Origin of the sequence: Pseudonocardia humida, assembly GCF_023898865.1 — a bacterium.
In the GTDB taxonomy this organism is placed as follows: domain Bacteria; phylum Actinomycetota; class Actinomycetes; order Mycobacteriales; family Pseudonocardiaceae; genus Pseudonocardia; species Pseudonocardia humida.
Genome location: NZ_JAGSOV010000020.1, coordinates 86,984 through 107,022 on the forward strand (window position 1 = coordinate 86,984; position 20,039 = coordinate 107,022).

Genomic DNA, 20,039 nt, shown 5'->3' on the forward strand with positions numbered 1-20,039 from the left:
GCTCACCGCTGCAGCCCGCGCGAGACGAAGAACTCCCTCAGCTCGGCCTGGCCGAGGTCGGGGTGGTAGAGCAGCCCCAGGCAGAGCGTCTCCCGCCGGTCGTAGTAGAGGTAGGAGTCGCCGTCGGCGGCCAGCACGTACTCGATGAGCTGGGTCTGCTCCGCGCCGGTGTCGTCGACGTCGCTCCACGAGCCCGTCCGCACCGTGCCCGGCACGGTGTACTCCGGGAAGGCGCTCGAGACCCGGAAGGCCGTCAGCGCCCGGCCGTCGGCGACGCGGGCGAAGTCGGCCAGCACGCCGTTCGGGAACGTGCACGACACCTGCTCGACCGTCCCCGCGAAGTACTCCTCCCGCGCGGTCGGAGCGCACTCGCCCCCGCCGTCGGCGACGACGACGGCGGCGAGCTCCCACAGCGCCGCTGAGCCGAACGCCGGACCCGGCTGCTCGGGCCGGGGCAGCGCTGCGAACCGCCGCTCGTCGTGGAAGGCGAGCACCTCGGCCAGCGGCCGCGACGCCGACACCGTGGCGCTCATCGGGCGCGGCGACTCGACGTCCCAGTACACCGTCGAGCGACCCTCCGCCGTCTCGTCCATCACGAACGCCGCACCGGCCTCGACGGCGTCGGCCGAGCGGGCCGAGCCCCGGGTCGCGGCGAGCACCTCGTCGCGGTGCCCGCGCAGCCGGTTCGGCGAGTCGTAACCGACCAGCTCCACGGCCAGCCCGCCGAAGTCGCAGCGCACGCGCTCGGTCTCGCCCGGCTCCGGGGCCAGCGGGGCGCACCGCAGCACCCCGCGGACCAGGTCGGCGCCCAGCGCCCGGAAGCGCAGCGCTACCTGGTCGGGCGCCGAGGGATCGGCGGCGGCGGGCGACGCGGCCGGTCTCCCCACGACCACCGCTACCGCCGTCACGACGAGCAGGACGGCACCCAGCACGAGCGCGAGCCGGCGGCGCCGGGGCGGACCGGTCGCGGGTGCGGGCCGGGTGGGCGTGCCGTCCCAGGTGATCCGCGGCCCGGCCCGGCCACCGCGATCCGCCGGGGGCGCGGCGGGGGCGCCGATGGGGTGCAGCGCCGCGGCGAAGGCGGCGCACGCCGCGCGGACGTCGTCGACGGGCAGGTCCGCGCGGGAGCCGACCGCCTCCACCGCTGCGCCGAGCTCGCCACCCGAGCCGCGCAGCTCGTCGGCGGCGCCGGCGGCGGCCACCGCCACCAGCGCGTCGACCTCGCCGGCCGGCAGGTCGGCGTCGAGGTGGCGCAGGGCGGAGCGCAGGGCGACGGGGTCGCCCAGCGCCGACCCGCCGTAGCGCCGGACGACCTCGCGCAGGGCCGCCGCGGCCGCGGCGCTCACCCCGGCGGCGCGGCCCAGAAGGACCGCAGGTCGTCCAGGTCGCGGGCGGGGTCGACGGCGACGATGAAGCCGCTGCTGGCCGTGGAGTCCTGGTCGAAGTACAGCCGCGGGATCGACCCGTCCGCGTCGATGTAGCGCACGCGCACGCCCTCGCCCCGCTCGGCGCTGTCGGCCGGGATCCCCGTCTTGGCCCCGGGTGGCTCGGCCCGGTACTTCCAGCGCAGCGACCGCACGCTGCCCGGGACCGCGTAGGGGCCCTCCAGGAAACTCCTGCGCAGGTCGTGCAGCAGGTCGACGGTCAGCATCCGGCTGAACAGCGCGGCGTAGCCGTTGCCCAGGTCGCAGCTGACGCTCTCCTGCTGGTTGACCACCGGTTCCTCGCCGAGGCAGACCGCGCCCGGCCCACCGATGTAGGGCTCGGCCAGCGCCAGCAGGCCGGGGTCGACGAACGCGTCGCGCGGGTCCGCCGGGGCACCGGCCAGTGGCGCGGAGTCCTTGTCCCCGACCGGTGCGGCCGAGGGGGACGGCGCCGGAGCCGTGGTGGCGGTCGCCGGCGCCGGCGGTGCGGCCGCCGGGGCCGGTCGTGGCTCGGCCGTCGAGGTGAGGGTCGCGAAGAGCGCGCCGCCCGCGGCCACCGCGAGCACGACCAGCAGTGCCACCAGGCCGGTCCCGATCCGACGGGCGGGCGCGGGTCGCGCGGACCCGCGGTCGAGCTCGGCGGTCGGCGGCGCGCCTGGTGGTGGTTCCGCCGGCGCGGCAGCGGCGTCGGCGGCCAGGGGCGCCCCGGCGGCCGCGCTCGGCGGGCCGGCCGACCCGGGGGGTGGTGGCTCCGCGCCCCCGTCGAGCGCCGACCCGGTCGCCGCCCCGGCGAGAACCGCACGGGCCCCCTCGCCGACGTCGCGCGTATCGCCGGTCGGCGCGGCGCCGGGGACGGGCGGTGGGCCGCCGGCGTCCGCCCAGTCGCGCGGCAGCAGGCCCAGGGCCGCACCCAGCTGCGCGCACGCCCACCTGGCCGGCGACGGCCCCACCGGTTCGATGTCGGGGGCGGCCACCGCCACCGCCGCGTCCAGCGCGTCCGCGGGCTCGGCGTCGCGGGCGAGCGCCTCGCGCATCCGGTCGACCGCGCCGCTCGCGGCCGCCCGGACCAGCGCGTCGACGACCGCCTCGTCGGGCGGGTCGGTCGCCGCCCGCAGGGCCGCGGCCAGCGCGACCGGGTCGGTGATCGCCGCGCGGCCGAAGCGGTCGACCGCTGCGTCCAACGCGGTCAGGACGGAGCCCATCGCGTCCTCTCCCTGGCCCGATCCGGGTGGCCCGCGGGGCTGTCCGCGAGGCCGTCGACGGGACCGAGTAGGCCGGGGCTCGCTTCACGACCGCTTTAGCACCCGGTCCCCCGATCGGGGAACGCTACCGGGCGGGCAAGGCCCGCATCGACGGCCGGACGGGGCAGCCGGGTACGGCCGTGCGCCTGCCGGAACCGGTCAGGGGAGCGCGGGCAGCTGGGCCTCGGCCGGCTCCCGGTCGGGGCGCAGACCGCGCCAGACGGCGTGGCGCAGCCGGCCGTCGTGGGTCATCGAGCGGTAGACGACCTCGCCCACCAGCAGCGGCTGCGCCCACCGCGCCCGGCGCGCGTACTCGGCGGGGACGTCCTCGTCGAACGGGCTGCGCGGGCGCTCGATCGGGCGCAGCCGGTCGAGCAGGTCGTGCAGCACGGCGTCGGTGAAGCCGGTGCCGACGTGGCCGAGGAAGCGCAGCGCCCCGCCGTCGTCGTACGCGCCCAGCAGCAGCGCGCCCAGCGTCGACGCCCGCCGCCCCCCGCCCGGCGTCCAGCCGCCGACCACGATCTCCTGGGTGGTCATCAGCGCGGTCTTGATCCAGGTCGTCGAGCGGCGGCCGGGCTCGTAGCGGGAGCGCCGCCGCTTGGCCACGATCCCCTCCAGCCGGTGCGCGCGGGCGACCTCCAGCAGCTGCCCGCCGGTGACATCGGCGAACGACGGCGGAACCGCGACCCCCGGCGCGGTGTCCAGGCCCAGCTCCAGCAGCTGCGCGCGGCGGGTGTCGTGGGGCTCGCGGACGAGGGAGGTCCCGTCGACCTCCAGCAGGTCGAAGACGTAGAGCTGCACCGGCACGGCCGCCTGCAGCTCGGGGCCCGGCGAGCGCACGTGCATGCGGTGCTGCAGCAGGCCGAAGTCGGGCCGCCCGCCCGGGTCCAGCGCCACCAGCTCGCCGTCGAGCAGCAGGCGCCGTCCACCGCCCAGCCCGATGCCGGCCAGCTCGGGGTACCCCAGGGTCACGTCGTTGCCGTTGCGGCTGGTCAGCTGGATGCGCTCACCCGCGGTCCCGATGATCGCGCGGACGCCGTCCCACTTGAACTCGAACGCCCAGCCCGAACCGGCGGGCGGCTCCCCCGCGGTGGCCATCATCGGGCGCACCGGCGCGGGCAGCTCGGCGGTCATGGCGACACCGTCCCCCACGAGGGGCCGTTCGCGCACCTGGTCCGGCGGGTGAACCCGTTCCGCCACCCCTCCGGGGATGGTCAGATGCTGTCCGCGACCGCCCGCGCGACGTCGATCAGCCTCGCCTTGGCGTCGACGATGTCGCCGATCGGGCCGACGACCCCTCTGGCGTCGTCGGCCGCGGCGGCACCGTTGTTCGCACCGGCACCGTTGTTCGCACCCGCACCGGCACCGGCACCGTCGGCGACGGCCTGCACCGCCGCGGCGATGTCGTCGTCGACCGCGCCGTCGCCGTCGGTGTCGGCCGCGGCGATCGCGTCGTCGTCGGCGGCGGCGTCGATCTGGCCGTCGCCGTCCTGGTCGGCGTCGACCACGCCGTCGCCGTCGGCGTCCGCGGCGTCGGCCAGCGCGGCCTGCGCCTGGTCGACCTGGTTCTGGGCCTGGTTGTTCTGGTTCTGGGCCTGGTTGTTCTGGTTCTGGTTGTTGTTCTGGTTCTGGTTGTTCCGCCCGCCCGCGACCGGCGGGGCCGCGCCGCCCGCGCCCGCCGGGTCGGACACGGCGGGGACCAGCGTGACCGCGAAGTACGAGTCGGCCTTGCGCCCGCCCAGCACGGTGATCGACGTGCCGTCGCGGAAGAAGGCCTCGTCGCCGACCCCGTCGACCGGGACCGAGTCCTTGAACAGCCGGTCGCGCTCGGACTCGAACCGACCGGTATCGTCGGGCTGGACGTTGATCTGGTAGGTGAACTGCCCGCCGATCGTGAACGAGCAGGTGTTGGCCGAGCCGACGATCTGGGTGCGCTGGTCGCCTGCGAGGTCGGCCACGGTGGCCTGGGACAGGAACCGGCACGGCTCCGGGCGGTCGCCCACCTGCGCCGCGGCCTGCGGCGCGGTGACCGGCGCGGCCTGGATCACCGGCACGGCGCAACCGGTCAGGGCGCCGGTCAGCGCCGCGAGCAGCGTCCCGGTCGCGGTGCGGGCGATCACCGATCGGGCCGGCGCACCACCACGTGCCCAGCGAGCAGGCATCATCGTGAACTCCTGTCCTCGTGGTCGCGGACCCGGCGCGGGGGAGCATCCGGCGGCCCTGTGTGCGGGGAGCGAGGGCGCCGGCCGGGACTGTCGCGATCGGCGCCCATAGTGCTCGCGCACGACGTCCGTCGCCAACTCCGGTGGCTCGTGGCGGGCGACGTGACGGTGAGCTGACAGCCGCGTTCGCCCAACGGTTGGACGCCGCCCCACGATCAGGTCGTGATCACCCGATGCGGCGTTCGCGCCCCGTGAGCAGCCGCCCGTCGCGCGCAGGGGGGGTCGCGGCGGCCGCTCGTCGACGATCACGAGTGTCCCGGCGCAGCCCGTGGCGGAACCCCGCCACGGGTGTTGGCCGCGATGTCCCCTCGGCGTCAGGACGCCGTCAGGGGCGCGTCGGGTGGCCCGGGCACGGTGCGCCGGTGCGGGTCGCCATCGTCTCCGAGTCCTTCCTCCCCGTGGTCAACGGCGTGACGAACTCCGTGCTGCGGGTGATCGAGCACCTCACCGCGGGCGGGCACGAGGTGCTGGTCGTCGCGCCGGGCGTCGACGGTCCCGACTCCTGCGCCGGGGCGAGGGTGGTACGCATCCCCGCGGTCGACCTGCCGGTCGTCGCGTCGATGCCGATCGGCGTGCCGAGCCGGCGCGTGCTGACCGAGCTGCGCGCGTTCGCCCCCGACGTCGTGCACCTGGCCGCGCCGTTCGTCGTCGGCCACCGCGGGCTGGCCGCCGCCCGCCGGCTGGGGATCCCCACCGTGGCCGTCTACCAGACCGACGTCGCCGGCTTCGCCTCCTCCTACGGCCTGGGGCTGACCGCGCGGGCGGCCTGGCGCTGGACGTGCCGGCTGCACCGCCAGGCCGACCGCACGCTGAGCCCGTCGAGCTGGGCGACGGCGCAGCTGCGGGCGCGCGGCGTCCCGCGGGTGCACCAGTGGGGCCGCGGCGTGGACACCCGGCGCTTCACCCCGTCGCGGTGCGACCCCGCGCTGCGCGCCGAGCTGTCGCCGGGTGGCGAGCTGCTGGTCGGCTACGTGGGCCGGCTGGCCCCGGAGAAGCAGGTGGAGCGGCTGGCCGCGGTGCACGACGTGCCCGGCGTCCGGTTGGTGGTGGTCGGCGACGGGCCGAGCGCCCCCCGGCTGCGCGCGGCCCTGCCCGGGGCGGCCTTCCTGGGCTTCCGCGAGGGCGACGAGCTGGCCCGCATCTACGCCTCGCTGGACGTGTTCGTGCACACCGGGCCGTCGGAGACGTTCTGCCAGGCCGTCCAGGAGGCGCTGGCCTCCGGGCTGCCCGTGGTCGCCCCGGACGCCGGCGGCCCGCGCGACCTGGTGCTCCCGGGCCGGACCGGGTTCCTGGTGCCCCCGCGGCCCGAGGGCGCGGACGCGGCCGCGGTGGCCGCGGCGGACGCCGAGCTGCGCGGGGCCGTGCTGGCGCTGACCGACCCCGTGCTGCGCGCGCGCCTCGCCGCGGCCGCCCGGCCGTCGGTGCTGCGGCGCACCTGGTCGACGGTGTGCGACGAGCTGGTGGCGCACTACTGCGAGGTCATCGGCGCCTCCGCGGCGGCCGCCTGACCCCACTGCTCGGCCGCCGCCGCGGCGACGGCGCCGAGCTCCTCGAGCCGGGCGTACCAGTGCGGCGGGCAGCCCTCGCGCAGGCCGGGGCCGTACCAGGGGTAGTGGGTGGGGTCGTAGTCCAGCCGCATCCCGGCGACGAACTGGCTGGCCAGGCAGTTCCGCACGGCCAGCTCCTCCTCCGGGCACTGCGGGTCGAGCACGAAGCCCGCCGACCACTGGTGGCGGTTGCGCCCGCCGACGCTGGCGTGCCAGATGTGCTCGTCGAACACGATGACGTCGCCGGGCCGGGAGGCGATGGCGTGGGCCGGGACGGCGGCCGTCGCGGCCTGCCAGGTGTCGCCGCGGAACACCCCGCCCTGCAGCAGGTCGCGCACCACCCGCTCGTCGAGCCGGTGGGAACCGGGCAGCACGCGCAGCGCGCCGGTGCCCTCGTCGACCTCCTCGAGGTAGGCGACGGCCTTGGCGCCGGGCACCGCGTGGCCGGTGTCGGTGTGCCAGCCGGCCATGTCGAACAGCAGGTTGTGCTGGACGACCGCCGGCAGCAGCGGCACGCCGGTCAGCTCCTCAAGCACCGGCGCGAACCGGCGGACCAGCGCGGCGCTGACCGGGGTGCGCTCGCCGGTGGCCGGGACGTAGTGGCCGGCCATGCCGCCCCCGCCGTCGTCGACGAGGTGGTTCTCACCGGTGGCGTCGCGGATGGCGCGGTCGGACTCGCGGGTGAGTGCGTCGAGCTCGGCGGGCGCCAGCGCGCCGCGCAGCACGACGAAGCCGAACGCCCGGTAGTGGGCGCGCGGGGAGAACAGATCGGACACGGGCTTCCTCCGTCCGGTGGTGGGTGGATGGGCGATCACCACCACCTGGAGGAGCTCGGGCCCGGCATCAATCTCGGCGCATACCGGCACGCTAGACCCGCCCGACGCCCCGTTCCACCCCGTTCCCCCGGGGTGCCCGACCATTAGCATCCGGGACGTGACCAGGACCGAGCTCGACGAGGAGTTCCACGCCGACGGGCTCGACCCGCAGATCTGGGTCCCCTACTACCTGCCGCACTGGAGCTCGCGCGCGGAGTCCGCGGCCAACCTGCGCGTGCACGACGCCCAGCTGCACCTGTCCATCCCCGCCGAGCACCCGCTCTGGTGCCCCGACCGGCACCCCGAGCCGCTGCGGGTGTCGTGCATCCAGTCGGGCAACTGGTCCGGACCGGTGGGCAGCACGCGGGGCCCGCAGCCGTTCGCCGAGGGGCTCACGGTGCGCGAGGAGCAGCCGGCGCAGTGGGGCTACACGCCCCACTACGGGCACGTCGAGGTGCGGATGCGGGCGGTCGTGCCGGCGCGGTCGATGTTCGCGTTCTGGCTGGCGGGCCTCGAGGACGTGCCGGGGCGGGCCGGGGAGATCTGCGTCGTCGAGGTGTTCGGCGACGCGGTGCGGGCCGGCTCGGCCGACGTCGGCACCGGCATCAAGCAGCTCGGCGACCCCGACCTGGTCCAGGAGTTCGCCGCCGAGCCGCTGCCCATCGACACCACCGCGTTCCACACCTACGCGGTGGACTGGCGGCCCGACGGGGTGACCTTCACCGTCGACGACGAGGTCGTGCGCACGAGCGCGCAGAGCCCGGACTACCCGATGCAGCTGATGCTGGGCCTGTTCGACTTCCCGGCGAAGGCCGATCCGGACGGGGCCGAGGTGCCGGTGCCCGAGCTGTTCGTCTCGCACGTCCGCGGCCGGCCGCTGGGGTAGCCCTCAGCCCGCGGGCAGCAGCCCGACGAAGGCCCGCAGGTCGACCAGCCACGTGTCGGTGTGCTGGTGGGCGGCGTAGTGGTCGCGCGGGTCGCGGCTGTCGGGGTCGGGCGCGACCATGTCGTAGGCGTTCCAGCTGACGATCCGCGAGTGGTCGCGCTCGGCGAAGCGGCGCACCGAGTGGAAGTCGCCGCCGAACATCGCCAGCCCGAGCGGCACGGTCGTCGGCCCGGTGGGCGGCTCGTCGGCGTGGGCCGCCTCGTAGTAGAAGCGGATCGAGGAGCTCGCCGTGCCGGTGAACCAGTAGGTCGCGATGTTCGACAGCACGAAGTCGGGGTCCTCGTCGGCGGCGAACAGCTGGGCGTTCCAGGCCAGCAGCCCGAGCGGCGAGTCGGCCAGCGCGTAGGCCAGCGTCTGCGGCTGCTGGCTGGACAGCACGTTGAACGCCGACTTCGTGTCCTGGAACCACTGCATCCGGGCCAGCCCGGCGTAGTCCTCCGGGGTGAGGCCCTCGAACTCGGCCGGGTCGCCGCTGGGGAACGAGTAGACCTGCGCGACGTGCACCCCGAGCACGCCGTCGGGGTCGATCCGGCCCATCTGCGGGGAGATCATCGACCCGGTGTCGCTGCCGGCGGCCAGGTAGCGGTCGTACCCGAGCCGGTGCATCAGCTCGACCCAGGCCCGCGCGGTGCGGTCGACGCCCCAGCCGGGCGTCGTCGTGGGGCCGGAGAAGCCGACGCCGGGCAGCGAGGGGATCACGACGTGGAAGGCGGGCTGGTCGGCGGCCGGTGCCGTGAGCGGCTCGACGACGCCGAGGAACTCGAACACCGAGCCCGGCCAGCCGTGCGTGAGGACCAGCGGGGTGGCGTCCTGGCGGGCCGACCGGACGTGCAGGAAGTGGATGCGCTCGCCGTCGATCTCGGTGGTGAACTGCGGGAACGCGTTGATCCGCGCCTCCACGGCGCGCCAGTCGAACTTCTCCAGCCAGTGCGCCGCCAGCGCCTCGACCTGGTCGGCCGGCACGCCGTAGCGGTCGCCGGTGCCCGGCAGCACGCTCGGTCGGATCGCGCGGCGGAGCCGGTCGGCCAGGTCGTCGAGCGCCGCCTGCGGGACGTCGACGCGGAAGGGGGTGATCTCGGTGCCGGTCATGGCTCCCTCTCGTCGCGGAACGGAACGCTTCATTCCGTTACTGGGAACACTAGCAGAGCGGAACGATCCGTTCCACTGTTAAGATGGCGACATGCCGACACCGCCGCCGCCCGCCCTCTCCGGGCGCCGCGGCCAGGCCGCCCGCAACGACGGCGCGATCCTCGACGCCGCCCGGGAGGTCTTCCTGACCGACCCGAAGGCGCCCATCGCGGCCGTGGCCGAGCGCGCCGGCGTCGGGATCAGCGCGCTCTACCGGCGCTACCCCGGCAAGGAGGACCTGTTGCGCACCCTCTGCCACGACGGGCTGCGCCGCTACCTCACCGAGGCCGAGGCCGCACTGGCCGAACCCGACCCCGCCGCTGCGCTGCGCGGGTTCCTGGAGCGGGTCGTCGTCGCCGACCTGCACGCGCTGACCGTCAACCTGGCCGGCACCTTCACCCCCACACCGCAGATGGACGCCGACGCCGTCCGCGCCGCCGAGCTGAGCACCGCACTGTTCGAGCGCGCCCGACCGGCCCTGCGCGAAGGCCTCGTCGTCGACGACCTCACCCTCGTGCTGGAGGGCTGCTCCGCCGTGCGCATGCCGACGCCGGCGCGCACCCGGGAGATCCGGTTGCGCTACGTCGAGGTGCTGTTCACCGGCCTCACCACCGACCCCGGCCGCCCCCTCCCCGGCCCGCCGCCCGACGCCCGCGAACTCAGCTGGCGCTGGCTCGACACCTGACGCGCGCCGACTCCGGAAGTTCAGGAAGGCCACCTTCAGGTCCCCACAGGACAGGAAGGCCACCTTCCTGAACCCAGCAGGTCAGGAAGGTGGCCTTCCTGAACCCGGCGCGGAGCCCGGGCATCGGCGGGTGGTGTTTGTGGACGTCACCCGACGGGGAAGTCGACGTGGACCGCTGACCGCCAACGGAGGCCGCCGATGCCCGCCGCCCGGTTCACCGCCCTCGTCGCCGGGTCGGCGACCGCGGCCGTCCTGCTGATCACCCCGCAGGCCGCCGCCCAGCCCGCGCCCGGTCCGGCGCCCGGCGCCCCGGGCGCCCCGGCCACGTGGACCGACGCCGACAAGCACGGTTTCGGCACGTCCCGGACGCGGGAGAGCGAGGTCTGGTTCACGCTGCGGCCGGGCCAGCTGTCCGAGGTCTACTACCCCGACCTGAGCACCCCGGCGCTGCGCGACCTGGAGTTCGTGGTCACCGACGGCACCGCCGCCGAGCACACCGCGGCCACCGCGGGCGCGACGAACGCCCCGGACGCCCGCGTCCCCGCCTACGAGCAGACCGACAGGTCGGCCACCGGCGGCTGGGAGCTGACCCGCCGCTACGTCACCGACCCCGCCCGCAGCACCGTGCTCGTCGACGTGGCGCTGACCTCGCTGGACGGTCGGCCGTACCGGGTCTACGCGATCGCCGACCCGGGGCTGTCCAACGGCGGCAACGACGACCGGGCGGCCGTCGTCGGGCCCGATCTGGTGGCCTCCGACGACCGCGCCGCGCTGGCGCTGTCCGCCGACGTCCCGCTGGCCGAGGCCACGGTCGGCCACCTGGGCACCAGCGACGCCCGCACCGACCTGCTCGCCGACGGCGCGCTGGGCGCGACGTACGCGCAGGCCGGGCCGGGCAACGTGGTGCTCGGCGCCCGGCTCGACGGCGTCACCGGCGTGGACGGCGCCCGCAGCGCCCGGCTCGCGCTGGGCTTCGGCGCGGACGCCGCCGCCGCGACGGCCGCGGCCCGCGACAGCCTGGCCGCCGGGTTCGACGCGGCGGCCGACGCGTACGCCCGGGGCTGGCTGGACTACCTGGCCGGCCTGGACGACCTGCCGGACAGCGCGGCGGACATCGCCGACGAGTACTGGGCGTCGGTCGTGGTCAACGCGGCCTCGGAGGACAAGCGCAACCCGGGCGCGTTCATCGCCTCACCGAGCATGCCGTGGGTGTGGGGCCAGGAGGTGCCCGACCTGTCGTCGCCGTCGGAGGGCTACCACCTGGTCTGGTCGCGCGACCTCTACCAGCACGCCACCGCCCTGCTGGCGGCGGGCGACCGGGACGCCGCGGGCCGGGCCCTGGACTTCATCCTGCAGCGCCAGCAGCGCCCGGACGGCTCCGTCCCGCAGAACTCCGACGTGTACGGCACCCAGGCCTGGGACGACCTGCAGCTCGACGAGGTGGCGCTGCCGCTCGTGCTGGCCTGGCAGCTCGACCGCACCGACGCCGCCACCTTCGAGCGCGTGCGCCGCGGCGCGGAGTTCCTGCTCGGCTACGCGGGCGACCACCCTGCGCCGTGGTCGTCGCAGGAGCGGTGGGAGAACCAGAGCGGCTACTCGCCGGCCACCATCGGCGCCCAGATCGCCGGTCTGGTGTGCGCCGCCGACCTCGCCCGCCGCGTCGGCGACCCCGCCGCGGCCGACCGCTGGCTGGCCACCGCCCGCGACTGGGCCGCGAGGCTGGACTCCTGGACGGTGACCACCACCGGTCCGCTCTCCCCCGAGCCCTACTACCTGCGGCTGAGCAAGGACGGCGACCCGAACGCCCCCACCGCGTACAACGTCGGTGATGGTGGCGCCACGCTCGACCAGCGGGCCGTCGTCGACCCGAGCTTCCTGGAGCTGGTCCGGTTGGGCATCAAGCCCGCCGACGACCCGGTGGTCGTCAACACCGTCGCGGTCGTCGACCGGGAGCTGGGCGTGGACACCCCGAACGGGCAGTTCTGGCACCGCTTCACCGACGACGGCTACGGCGAGGACGCCGAGGGCGGCCCGTGGCGCGTCACCGAGCCGGACACCCAGGCGACGGCCGGCCGCGCCTGGCCCATCTTCGCCGGGGAGCGCGGCGAGTACGAGCTGCTGTCGGGCACCGGCGACCCGGCCGCCCGCCTGCGCGCGATCGCGGCCACCGCCAACGACGGCCACATGATCGCCGAACAGGTCTGGGACGACGCCCCGCCCTCCGGCGAGCCGGGTGCCGCCCCCGGCACCGGCACGCGGTCGGCCACCCCACTGACCTGGTCGCACGCCCAACTCATCCGGCTGGCCCGGTCGATCGACGCCGGCGCCCCCGTCGAGCGGCCGGCCGCGGTGGTGTGCGAGTTCCTCCCCGACGAGTGCCCCGACCGCGAGGGCCCCTGACCGGCCCCGTGGGGGTCAGGGGAGGTTCGCGGCGCGGGCGTGCAGGTGGCGCTGCACGGGCAGGCTGGTGGCGCGGTCGGCGGCCGCGAGGTAGGCGGCGCGCGCCGCGGCGGGCTCGCCTGCCCGCTCCAGCAGGTGCGCGCGCACGGAGTGCACCCGGTGGTCGTCGGCCAGCCGGGGGTCCGCGGCCACCCCCGCCAGGAGGTCGAGACCGGCCGGCGGGCCGTGCACCATGGCCACCGCGACGGCGTGGTTGAGCGCCACCACCGGGTTGTCCGAGAGCTGCAGCAGCAGCTCGTAGAGCGCGACGATCTGCGGCCAGTCGGTCTCCTCGACGGTGGGTGCCTCGTCGTGCACCGCGGCGATGGCGGCTTGCAGCTGGTAGGCGCCGGTCTCGCCGCGTCCGAGGTGCTCGGTCAGCAGCGCGACGCCCTCGACGATCTGCCCGGTGTCCCAGCGCGAGCGGTCCTGCTCGGCCATCGGGACGAGGGCGCCGTCGGGGGCGGTGCGGGCGTCGCGGCGGGCGTCGGTGAGCAGCATCAGCGCCAGCAGGCCTGCCGCCTCGCCGTCGCCGGGCAGCAGCCGGTGCACCAGCCGGGCCAGCCGGATCGCCTCGGCGGCCAGCTCGCCGCGCTGCAGGTTGGGGCCCGCGGTGGCCGCGTAGCCCTCGGTGAAGACCAGGTAGAGCACGTGCAGCACGGCGTCGAGCCGCTCGGCGCGCTCCGCCGCCGGGGGCAGCCCGAAGGGGATGCCGCTGTCCTTGATGCTGCGCTTGGCCCGGGTGATCCGGCGGGTCATGGTGGCCTCGGGCACCAGGAACGCCCGGGCGATCTCCGCGGTCCCCAGGCCGCCGACGGCGCGCAGGGTGAGCGCGATCTGCGAGGCGGGCGACAGCGCCGGGTGGCAGCACAGGAACAGCAGGACGAGCGTGTCGTCGGTCGGGGCGGCGTGGTCGGCGCCGGGCGCCACCCGCCGCTGCGGCGGCGTCGCCGCGGCCACCGCGTCCTCGCGCCTGCGGCGGGCCTGCTCGCTGCGCAGCAGGTCGGTGAGCCTGCGGGCGGCCACGGTGATCAGCCACGCCTTCGGGTCGGCGGGCACGCCGTCGACCGGCCAGCGGGTGGCCGCGGCCAGCAGGGCCTCCTGGGTGGCGTCCTCGGCGTGGTCGAAGTGCCCGAAGCGGCGCACGACGGCCCCGAGGACCTGCGGCGCCAACCGGCGCAGCAGGCCCTCGGTCGCCTCCGGACCGCTGCTCAGAGCGAGAGCTCCTCGACGGAGTCCACGATCGGCCGGACGTCGACGTACTCACCCTCCGCGGCCGGGTTGACCAACCCGGCCGCGATCTCGACGGCCCGGTCGATGCCCACCACGTCGACCACGGTGTAGCCGACGAGGACCTCCTGGGTCTCCGGGTACGGCCCGTCGGTGACGACCGGCGCCCCGCCCTTGAGCCGCACGCGCCGCGCGTGCACGGGTGCGGTGAGGCCCTGCGCGTCGACCAGCTCGCCCGAGTCGACCAGCGCCTGGTGGTAGCGCCCCATGTGCTCGTGCATGGCGGCGAGGTCCTCCGGCGACATCGGGGGCTTGTCGCCGGGCCTGCCGGCCATCGCGTCGTAGTCCTGCTGCGAGCCGTACAGCATGATCATGTACTTCACGTCCGCGTCCTCCTCGTGCGGCGCCGCTCGGCGCCCGCACCGGGGACGTCGGAGCCGCGGCGGCGCACCGGACACCGCCCGACGAGGATTCCGCGCCCGGCGGGCGGACCGCCACCCCGCCCGGCGCACCGGCCACTCCTGGGCGATGCGCTCGACGGCCGCGACGGCCGCGCCCGCGTGGCGGTCACCGGCCGGTGGCCGGCGGCGGCCAGCGCGGCGGCCAGCCCGGTGCAGGGGCCGACGTCACCCCGCGTGCCGACGGCGACGAGGACGACCCGCATACCCGCGGAACGTACCGACCGGCGTCCGTGCCAGGGCACCGGGCGGGCGGGAGGTCAACCGGTTGCCCGTCAAGTTGGCGGATCCCGGCCATCCGGGCGCCGCGTCGAGACCGGCCCGGCGCGCCTTCCGTGAACGGGGGTATGGGCGATGAACGACGGGCGCGGACCGCTGCAGCGCCGTACGCCGGACCCCCGCACGATCGGGCCTACCCGCGACCGCCGCAGGTCCAGCGGCGACCACCGCACGCCCAGGCCGCCCACCTGCGACCGCCGTCGCGGCCCCGCCGGCGGCTGGTGCCCACCCTGGTCACCGCGTTCTCGCTGGCCCTCGCCCCGGCCATCGCCGGGCTGGTGCTGGTGCTGTTCCCCGCCGCGCCCGACGGCCGGGCGCCGGAGAAGCCGCTGATCCAGGTGGTGCCGCGGCCCGCGGTGGCCGGCACCGGCACGGCCGTCCCGCTCGCCCCGCTGCCCGACTCCCCCGCCACGCCGGCACCGCGCTAGCGGGCGCCCGCCCGGTCCGGCGCCGGGACCCGCTGGACCCCGGTGTAGAGGTTCATCGCGCCGCCGCGGATGAAGCCGACCAGCGTCAGCCCGGACTCCTCGGCCAGCTCGACGGCCAGCGACGACGGTGCCGACACCGCCGCCAGCACCGGCACCCCGGCCATCACCGCCTTCTGCACCAGCTCGAACGACGCCCGCCCGGACACCACGAGCACGGTCCCGGCGGCCGGCACCCGGTCCTGCAGCAGCGCCCAGCCGAGCACCTTGTCGACGGCGTTGTGCCGCCCCACGTCCTCCCGGACCACCAGCGGGGTGCCCTCCGGGGTGAACAGCCCGGCCGCGTGCAGCCCGCCGGTGCGGTCGAACACCCGCTGGCGCGTCCGCAGCAGGTCCGGCAGCCCGGCCAGCGTCGCGGACGCCACCCGCACCGGGTCGGGCGCCGGGGAGTACCGGGTGCGCAGCTTCACCGCGTCCAGCGACGCCTTCCCGCACACCCCGCACGACGAGGTCGTGTAGAAGTTGCGCTCCACCCCGACGTCCGGCGGCGGCACGTGCGGCGCGAGGCCGACGTCCAGGACGTTGTAGGTGTTGCGGCCGTCCTCGTCGAGCGAGCCGCAGTAGCGGGCGTCCAGGACGTCGCCGCGGCCGCCGATGACGCCCTCGGAGAGCAGGAAGCCGTGTGCCAGCTCGACGTCGTGGCCGGGCGTGCGCATGGTCACCGCCAGCGCCTTCCCGCCGACGCGCAGCTCCAGCGGTTCCTCCACGGCCAGCACGTCCGGGCGCGACACCCGGCCGTCGGCGGTGACCCGCACGATCGGCCGGTGCGAGGTCAGGCGACCCACGGGCCACCCCCGAGCTCGGGCAGCAGGTGCACGGTGGAGCCCTCTCCTCCCGGATCGACGACGGCCGGCCGGTCGGCCGGCGCGGCACCCCGCAGCATGGCCGGTCCGCCGTGCCCGACGGGCTCGGCCACGCCCTCGCGGACGCGGACCGGCACGATCCGGTGCTCCGACGGGTGCGGGTCGAGACCGCGGGCCGGGACGGCCGGCAGCAGGGCGAACTCGGCGTGGTCGGTGGCCCGCATGCTGCGCACGATCTCCTAGGGCGCCGGGCCGCGCACGGCGTGGCCGTCCGTGGCCGAGCAGTCCGCGGTCGGCAGCGCGACCGCGGCGACCAGCGGGGCGCCCAGCACCGCACCCGCCGCCCCGGCCAGGGCCACCGGGCGGACCAGGAGCGGGACCGCGGCCCGGTGCGCGCGGCGGCGGGCCTCGTCCCAGCGCACCGGATCGGTCATCGGCCCATCATCCGGCCCGTCACCGCGCGGCGCCGGACCGGAGCGGCCCGGCCGCGGCGACGGCCGGTGGTGGAACCGCGCGGCCATCTCGTCGGCCTGCTCAGGGGTCGTCCCGCCGGGCGGCGGGGCACCCGCGGTGCGAGTCTGGTCGGGGACGACCGACGGCGACGGCACGGAGGACGGCTGATGACCCTCGCGACCCACGTCTCGACCGCCACCGACCCGCGCGCCCGCGGCCGCGAGCTGGGCGAGGCCCACCGCGACGCCGTCCGCGCGACGGCCGCGACCTACCTGGAGCTCTTCGCCGCCCACGGCGCCGACGAGGCGCGGGTGCGGGGCTGGGCCGAGCGGGCGCTCGACGCGACGGCGGGCTGGGCGCCCGCCGCGGCCGCCGAGATCGAGGGCATCGCCGCCGGGAGCGGTCTGCCGCTGTGGCGGGTCGCCGCGCTCACCGCGCGCACGGAGATCCTCGCCGCCGCCGACGTCACCGGCCACGGCGAGTGCTCCACCGCGGTCGTGCTGCCCGGCGACGGCACCGCCCCGCGCACGGTGCAGACCTGGGACTGGCACGACGTGCTGCGCGGCGCGATGCTCGGCCGGACGCTGCGGCCGGCCCCGGGGCGATGGGTGTGCACGTTCACCGAGGCCGGCGTGATCGGCAAGATCGGCGTCTCGAGCGCCGGGCTCGGGCTGCACTTCAACGCCCTGAAGCACGCGTCCGACACCCCCGACATCGGCGTCCCCGTCCACGTGGTCGCCCGCCGGATCCTCGACGAGGCCGACACCGTCGCCGACGCGGTCGCGCTGGCCCGCTCGGCCCGGCTGTCGGCGTCCACCGTGGTCACGGTCGTGACCCGCGGCGAGGCCCGCTGCCTGGAGCTGAGCCCGGCCGGGGTCGGCGAGGTCGCCCCGGACGCCACCGGCTTCCTGGCGCACACCAACCACTTCCTCGACCCGCGGCTCGTCGACGGCGAGCGCGCCGACGCCGACTCCACGACGTGGCGGCGGCTGGCCTGGCTACGCGCCCACCGCGACGCCCTGGCCGCACCCGACCCGACCGCCCGGGCCCGCGCGCTCCACGCGCACGCAGCGGACGGGGCCGCCGTCTGCGCGCACCCCGACCTCGCGCTCGCGCCGCACGAGCGCTGGGAGAGCCTGGCCACGGTCGCGATCGACGTCGTCGACCGCAGCCTGCACGTCGCCGTGGGCGGCCCGTGCACGGTCGGTCCCGACTCCTGGCAGGTCCTGCGCGCCGCCGCCCCGGTCCCGGTGCACCGACCCACCGCGACCGGTCAGCGCAGCCGGGGCAGGAACCGCCCGGTGCGGGCGCGGTAGTCGGCGTAGGCGGGCCCGTGCGCGCGGGCCAGGTAGGGCTCCTCGATCACCCGCACCTGGATCTGCACCGCGACGACCAGGCACACCAGCGCCAGCACCGCCACCACCGTCGGCACCAGCAGCACCACGCCGACCAGCACCGCCGCCATGCCGGTGAAGATCGGGTTGCGCACCCGGCGGAACGGCCCGGCCTCGACCAGCGCCGTGCGCTCCGACTCGTCCACCCCGATCCGCCACGACGCGCCCATCGCGTTCTGCGCGAGCACGGTGACCGCCAGGCCGGCGACGGCGACGAGCACCCCGAGCGCCGCGGTCGCCACCCGCACCAGCCCGGGCGGGGCCGCGAGCACCCCGGTCAGCGCCAGCACCGGCGCCGCGGTGGCCAGCAGCAGCGCCAGCACGAACAGCACCCCGCCCCACCACGGCAGCGAGCCGGGCCGGCCGGAGACGCCGCGGAAGCCGGTCGAGCCCGTCGCGCGCCGGTGCCGCCAGGTCCGCACGCCGAACGCCAGCACCAGGCCGACCGCGTGGACCACGAGCGCGATCGTGGCCGCGAGTCGGGCATCCAAGTACGTTTCCCCCATGCGCCCAGCCTCCGACCAGCGGCGGAGCCGGACAACTCGCGTCCCGGGGGGTCCCGCCGGGCGCCGGCGCACCCCCTCCCAGCAGCGCTCCCGCGACACGGTCGAGGTCCTGCTGGAGGGGGCTGCTCAGGTTTTCGACCGCGAGGGCGCCGCCGCGACCACCAACCGCATCGCCGAACGCGCCGGCGTCTCGATCGGGACGCTCTACCAGTACTTCCCGGACAAGACCGGCATGCTGCAGGCGCTGGCCGAGCGGCACGTCCGGCGCGGCATCGACCGGGTCGAGGCGCTCGCCGCCGAACTGGACGCGCGCCGCCCCGCCTGGGACGAGACCGCCCGGGCCATCGCCGCGGCGGCCGTCGCCGAGCACACCGACCGGCCCCGCCTGCACGAGCTGATGCACAGGGCCGCGCCGCTCACCCCGGCCGGCTCGGCGCTGCTGGCCGACCTGCACACCCGGACGATCGCGCTGATCGCCGGCCAGCTCGTGCGGTGCGGGCGCGGCGGCGCGGACCCCGCGCGGACGGCGGCGCTGGTCGTGCACGCCGCCGACGCCCAGCTGCACCGCGTCCTGCTGCGCGACGCCGACCCGGCCGCCGAGCTCGTCCGCACCGCCGACGCACTGACCGCGATCACCGGGGAGCGGCCGGGATAGCCTGTCCGGGTGAGCGGTCGGGCGAGGGCATGGGGGATGGCGCGGTCGCTGGGCATGTACTACGGCGTGCCGTTCCGGGCCGGGCGGATGCGCCGGTTCTACTCCCACGTCGTCGAGCCCGGCTCGCTGGCCTTCGACGTGGGGGCGCACGCGGGCAACCGGGTCCGGGCCTGGCGCAAGCTGGGCGCCCGGGTGGTCGCCGTCGAGCCGCAGCCCGACTTCGTCCGGCTGCTCGGCCTGCTCTACGGCCGCGACCCGGGCGTCACGATCGTGCCCGCGGCGCTGGGCCGCACGCCGGGCGAGGCGTCACTGATGATCAGTGAGCGCACGCCGACGGTGACCACGATGTCGTCGGCGTTCCTCGACGACGTCCGCGAGGACCCCGGCTTCTCCTGGGTGCGCTGGTCGGAGGGCACGAGCGTCGAGGTGCGGACGATCCAGTCGCTGATCGAGGAGCACGGCGAGCCGGGGTTCGTGAAGGTCGACGTCGAGGGCTACGAGGCCGAGGTGCTGGGCGGGCTGACCACGCCCGTGCGGGCGCTGTCGTTCGAGTACCTGCCGGCCACCCGCGCCGTCGCCGACGAGTGCCTCGACCGGATCGGCGAGCTCGGCCGCTACCGCTTCAACCGGGCCACCGGGGAGCAGCACCGGCTGGTCGAGCGCCGCTGGCTCGACGCCGAGGGCATGCGCCGGGTGCTGGCCGACCTGCCGCCCGACGCCCCCTCCGGCGACGTGTACGCCGTGCGCGTCAGTTCCTGACCTGGGCCTGCGGCTCGTCGCCGGAGCAGGACAGCCGCAGCTCGATCCGGCGGCCGCCGGCCTCGAACCGGACCCGGCCGCGGTCCTCCTCGGCCTCGTCGTGGATGCGCCAGCCCTGCGCGGGCGAGGCGGTGACGATGTCGACGCCGCCGTCCACGCAGCGGGCCACGACGGTTCCCCCGTCGGTGGGGAACGCCGTCGGCGCCGGGGGCTGCGCTGTGGAGGGCGCTGTGGACGACCCTGTGGAGGTCCCTGTGGACGTCCCTGGGGATGGCGCCGTCGTCGGGACCGGGCCTGCGGGGGCACCGGCCGCGGCCAGCCTGCCCTCGACGTCCGCCGGGCTGAGGACCTGCTGGTCGGCGCCCACGATGCTCACCCCGATGGCGCTGACCGCGGCCAGGCCCGTCCCGGTGGCCACGACCACGGCCCCGAGCCAGGCCAGGACCCCGGTGACGGTGCGGGCGGTGGGAGGCACCCGGCCAGCATGCCCGGCCGTCCCCTAAGGCGCGGCTAACGCAGCGGTAGGGGCGCGCTGCGATCCCCGCGGGGGCGGGTGCGGTGGCCTACCGT

General features: G+C 76.5%; 21 protein-coding genes. 8 read left to right on the forward strand and 13 right to left on the reverse strand.

Features of this window, described 5'->3' with window-relative positions; translation table 11 throughout:
* Positions 1–2 precede the first annotated feature (2 nt).
* From KDL28_RS09500 to KDL28_RS09515, 4 genes are all read right to left on the reverse strand, one after another.
* Complete coding sequence (locus tag KDL28_RS09500; protein WP_252437041.1) at positions 3–1,346, reverse strand: hypothetical protein; 1,344 nt, start codon at positions 1,344–1,346, stop codon at positions 3–5.
* On the reverse strand, positions 1,343–2,626 hold the full coding sequence (locus tag KDL28_RS09505) for a hypothetical protein (RefSeq protein WP_252437042.1): 1,284 nt from the start codon (positions 2,624–2,626) through the stop codon (positions 1,343–1,345). Before KDL28_RS09505 ends, KDL28_RS09500 begins: the two co-directional genes overlap by 4 nt.
* Positions 2,627–2,824: 198 nt before the next feature.
* The gene (ligD, locus tag KDL28_RS09510; protein WP_252437043.1) at positions 2,825–3,799 is read right to left on the reverse strand and encodes a non-homologous end-joining DNA ligase; all 975 of its coding nucleotides are present in this window, start codon (positions 3,797–3,799) and stop codon (positions 2,825–2,827) included.
* A gap of 80 nt (positions 3,800–3,879) precedes the next feature.
* Positions 3,880–4,785, reverse strand: a complete 906-nt coding sequence (locus KDL28_RS09515) for a hypothetical protein (protein WP_252437044.1) — start codon at positions 4,783–4,785, stop codon at positions 3,880–3,882.
* A gap of 464 nt (positions 4,786–5,249) precedes the next feature.
* On the opposite strand from KDL28_RS09515, the gene KDL28_RS09520 reads away from it, so the two are divergent.
* Positions 5,250–6,395: a glycosyltransferase family 4 protein gene (locus KDL28_RS09520; protein ID WP_252437045.1), complete on the forward strand. Its 1,146-nt coding sequence runs from the start codon at positions 5,250–5,252 to the stop codon at positions 6,393–6,395.
* Here KDL28_RS09520 and KDL28_RS09525 read toward each other — a convergent pair.
* Positions 6,356–7,210: a phytanoyl-CoA dioxygenase family protein gene (locus KDL28_RS09525; RefSeq protein ID WP_252437046.1), complete on the reverse strand. Its 855-nt coding sequence runs from the start codon at positions 7,208–7,210 to the stop codon at positions 6,356–6,358. The genes KDL28_RS09520 and KDL28_RS09525 overlap by 40 nt on opposite strands.
* A 157-nt stretch (positions 7,211–7,367) precedes the next feature.
* Between KDL28_RS09525 and KDL28_RS41410 the strand changes: the two genes are divergently transcribed.
* On the forward strand, positions 7,368–8,135 hold the full coding sequence (locus tag KDL28_RS41410; protein ID WP_252437047.1) for a glycoside hydrolase family 16 protein: 768 nt from the start codon (positions 7,368–7,370) through the stop codon (positions 8,133–8,135).
* 3 nt (positions 8,136–8,138) lie between these two features.
* On the opposite strand, the gene KDL28_RS09535 is transcribed toward KDL28_RS41410, so the two are convergent.
* Positions 8,139–9,284 carry an epoxide hydrolase family protein gene (locus tag KDL28_RS09535; RefSeq protein ID WP_252437048.1) on the reverse strand — a complete coding sequence of 382 codons (1,146 nt, stop codon included), beginning with the start codon at positions 9,282–9,284 and terminating at the stop codon, positions 8,139–8,141.
* Positions 9,285–9,375: 91 nt separating this feature from the next.
* On the opposite strand from KDL28_RS09535, the gene KDL28_RS09540 reads away from it, so the two are divergent.
* Together KDL28_RS09540 and KDL28_RS09545 are read left to right on the forward strand one after the other, a co-directional pair.
* Positions 9,376–10,008: a TetR/AcrR family transcriptional regulator gene (locus tag KDL28_RS09540; RefSeq protein WP_252437049.1), complete on the forward strand. Its 633-nt coding sequence runs from the start codon at positions 9,376–9,378 to the stop codon at positions 10,006–10,008.
* 198 nt (positions 10,009–10,206) lie between these two features.
* A complete protein-coding gene (locus tag KDL28_RS09545) occupies positions 10,207–12,408 on the forward strand; it encodes a glycoside hydrolase family 15 protein (RefSeq protein WP_252437050.1) in 2,202 nt (733 codons plus the stop codon).
* Positions 12,409–12,423: 15 nt separating this feature from the next.
* Here the strand turns inward: KDL28_RS09545 and KDL28_RS09550 are convergent, their stop codons facing one another.
* Entirely contained in the window at positions 12,424–13,662 is a 1,239-nt protein-coding gene (locus KDL28_RS09550) for an RNA polymerase sigma factor (RefSeq protein WP_256501171.1), read from the reverse strand.
* A complete protein-coding gene (locus KDL28_RS09555; RefSeq protein ID WP_252437151.1) occupies positions 13,659–14,051 on the reverse strand; it encodes a YciI family protein in 393 nt (130 codons plus the stop codon). The genes KDL28_RS09550 and KDL28_RS09555 overlap by 4 nt, the downstream gene beginning before the upstream one ends.
* 431 nt (positions 14,052–14,482) lie before the next feature.
* On the opposite strand from KDL28_RS09555, the gene KDL28_RS09560 reads away from it, so the two are divergent.
* Entirely contained in the window at positions 14,483–14,842 is a 360-nt protein-coding gene (locus tag KDL28_RS09560) for a hypothetical protein (protein ID WP_252437051.1), read from the forward strand.
* Here the strand turns inward: KDL28_RS09560 and fdhD are convergent.
* The 3 genes from fdhD to KDL28_RS09575 are packed head-to-tail and all read right to left on the reverse strand — an operon-like array spanning position 14,839 to position 16,136.
* Positions 14,839–15,684 carry a formate dehydrogenase accessory sulfurtransferase FdhD gene (gene fdhD / locus KDL28_RS09565; RefSeq protein ID WP_252437052.1) on the reverse strand — a complete coding sequence of 282 codons (846 nt, stop codon included), beginning with the start codon at positions 15,682–15,684 and terminating at the stop codon, positions 14,839–14,841. The two genes, KDL28_RS09560 and fdhD, sit on opposite strands and share 4 nt — an antisense overlap.
* Positions 15,672–15,926, reverse strand: a complete 255-nt coding sequence (locus KDL28_RS09570; RefSeq protein WP_252437053.1) for a hypothetical protein — start codon at positions 15,924–15,926, stop codon at positions 15,672–15,674. Before KDL28_RS09570 ends, fdhD begins: the two co-directional genes overlap by 13 nt.
* Positions 15,927–15,941: 15 nt before the next feature.
* On the reverse strand, positions 15,942–16,136 hold the full coding sequence (locus KDL28_RS09575) for a hypothetical protein (RefSeq protein ID WP_252437054.1): 195 nt from the start codon (positions 16,134–16,136) through the stop codon (positions 15,942–15,944).
* A 186-nt stretch (positions 16,137–16,322) separates the two neighbouring features.
* Between KDL28_RS09575 and KDL28_RS09580 the strand changes: the two genes are divergently transcribed.
* Positions 16,323–17,471: a C45 family autoproteolytic acyltransferase/hydrolase gene (locus tag KDL28_RS09580; RefSeq protein WP_252437055.1), complete on the forward strand. Its 1,149-nt coding sequence runs from the start codon at positions 16,323–16,325 to the stop codon at positions 17,469–17,471.
* On the opposite strand, the gene KDL28_RS09585 is transcribed toward KDL28_RS09580, so the two are convergent.
* Positions 17,429–18,055 carry a methyltransferase family protein gene (locus KDL28_RS09585; protein ID WP_252437056.1) on the reverse strand — a complete coding sequence of 209 codons (627 nt, stop codon included), beginning with the start codon at positions 18,053–18,055 and terminating at the stop codon, positions 17,429–17,431. The two genes, KDL28_RS09580 and KDL28_RS09585, sit on opposite strands and share 43 nt — an antisense overlap.
* Here KDL28_RS09585 and KDL28_RS09590 point away from each other — a divergent pair.
* Together KDL28_RS09590 and KDL28_RS09595 are read left to right on the forward strand one after the other, a co-directional pair.
* Positions 18,054–18,710 (forward strand): TetR/AcrR family transcriptional regulator, encoded by a 657-nt coding sequence (locus KDL28_RS09590; protein WP_252437057.1) that lies wholly within the window; start codon positions 18,054–18,056, stop codon positions 18,708–18,710. The genes KDL28_RS09585 and KDL28_RS09590 overlap by 2 nt on opposite strands.
* A gap of 9 nt (positions 18,711–18,719) precedes the next feature.
* The gene (locus KDL28_RS09595; RefSeq protein ID WP_252437058.1) at positions 18,720–19,469 is read left to right on the forward strand and encodes an FkbM family methyltransferase; all 750 of its coding nucleotides are present in this window, start codon (positions 18,720–18,722) and stop codon (positions 19,467–19,469) included.
* Here the strand turns inward: KDL28_RS09595 and KDL28_RS09600 are convergent.
* Positions 19,459–19,944: a hypothetical protein gene (locus KDL28_RS09600; RefSeq protein ID WP_252437059.1), complete on the reverse strand. Its 486-nt coding sequence runs from the start codon at positions 19,942–19,944 to the stop codon at positions 19,459–19,461. The genes KDL28_RS09595 and KDL28_RS09600 overlap by 11 nt on opposite strands.
* Between the last annotated feature and the right edge of the window lie 95 nt (positions 19,945–20,039).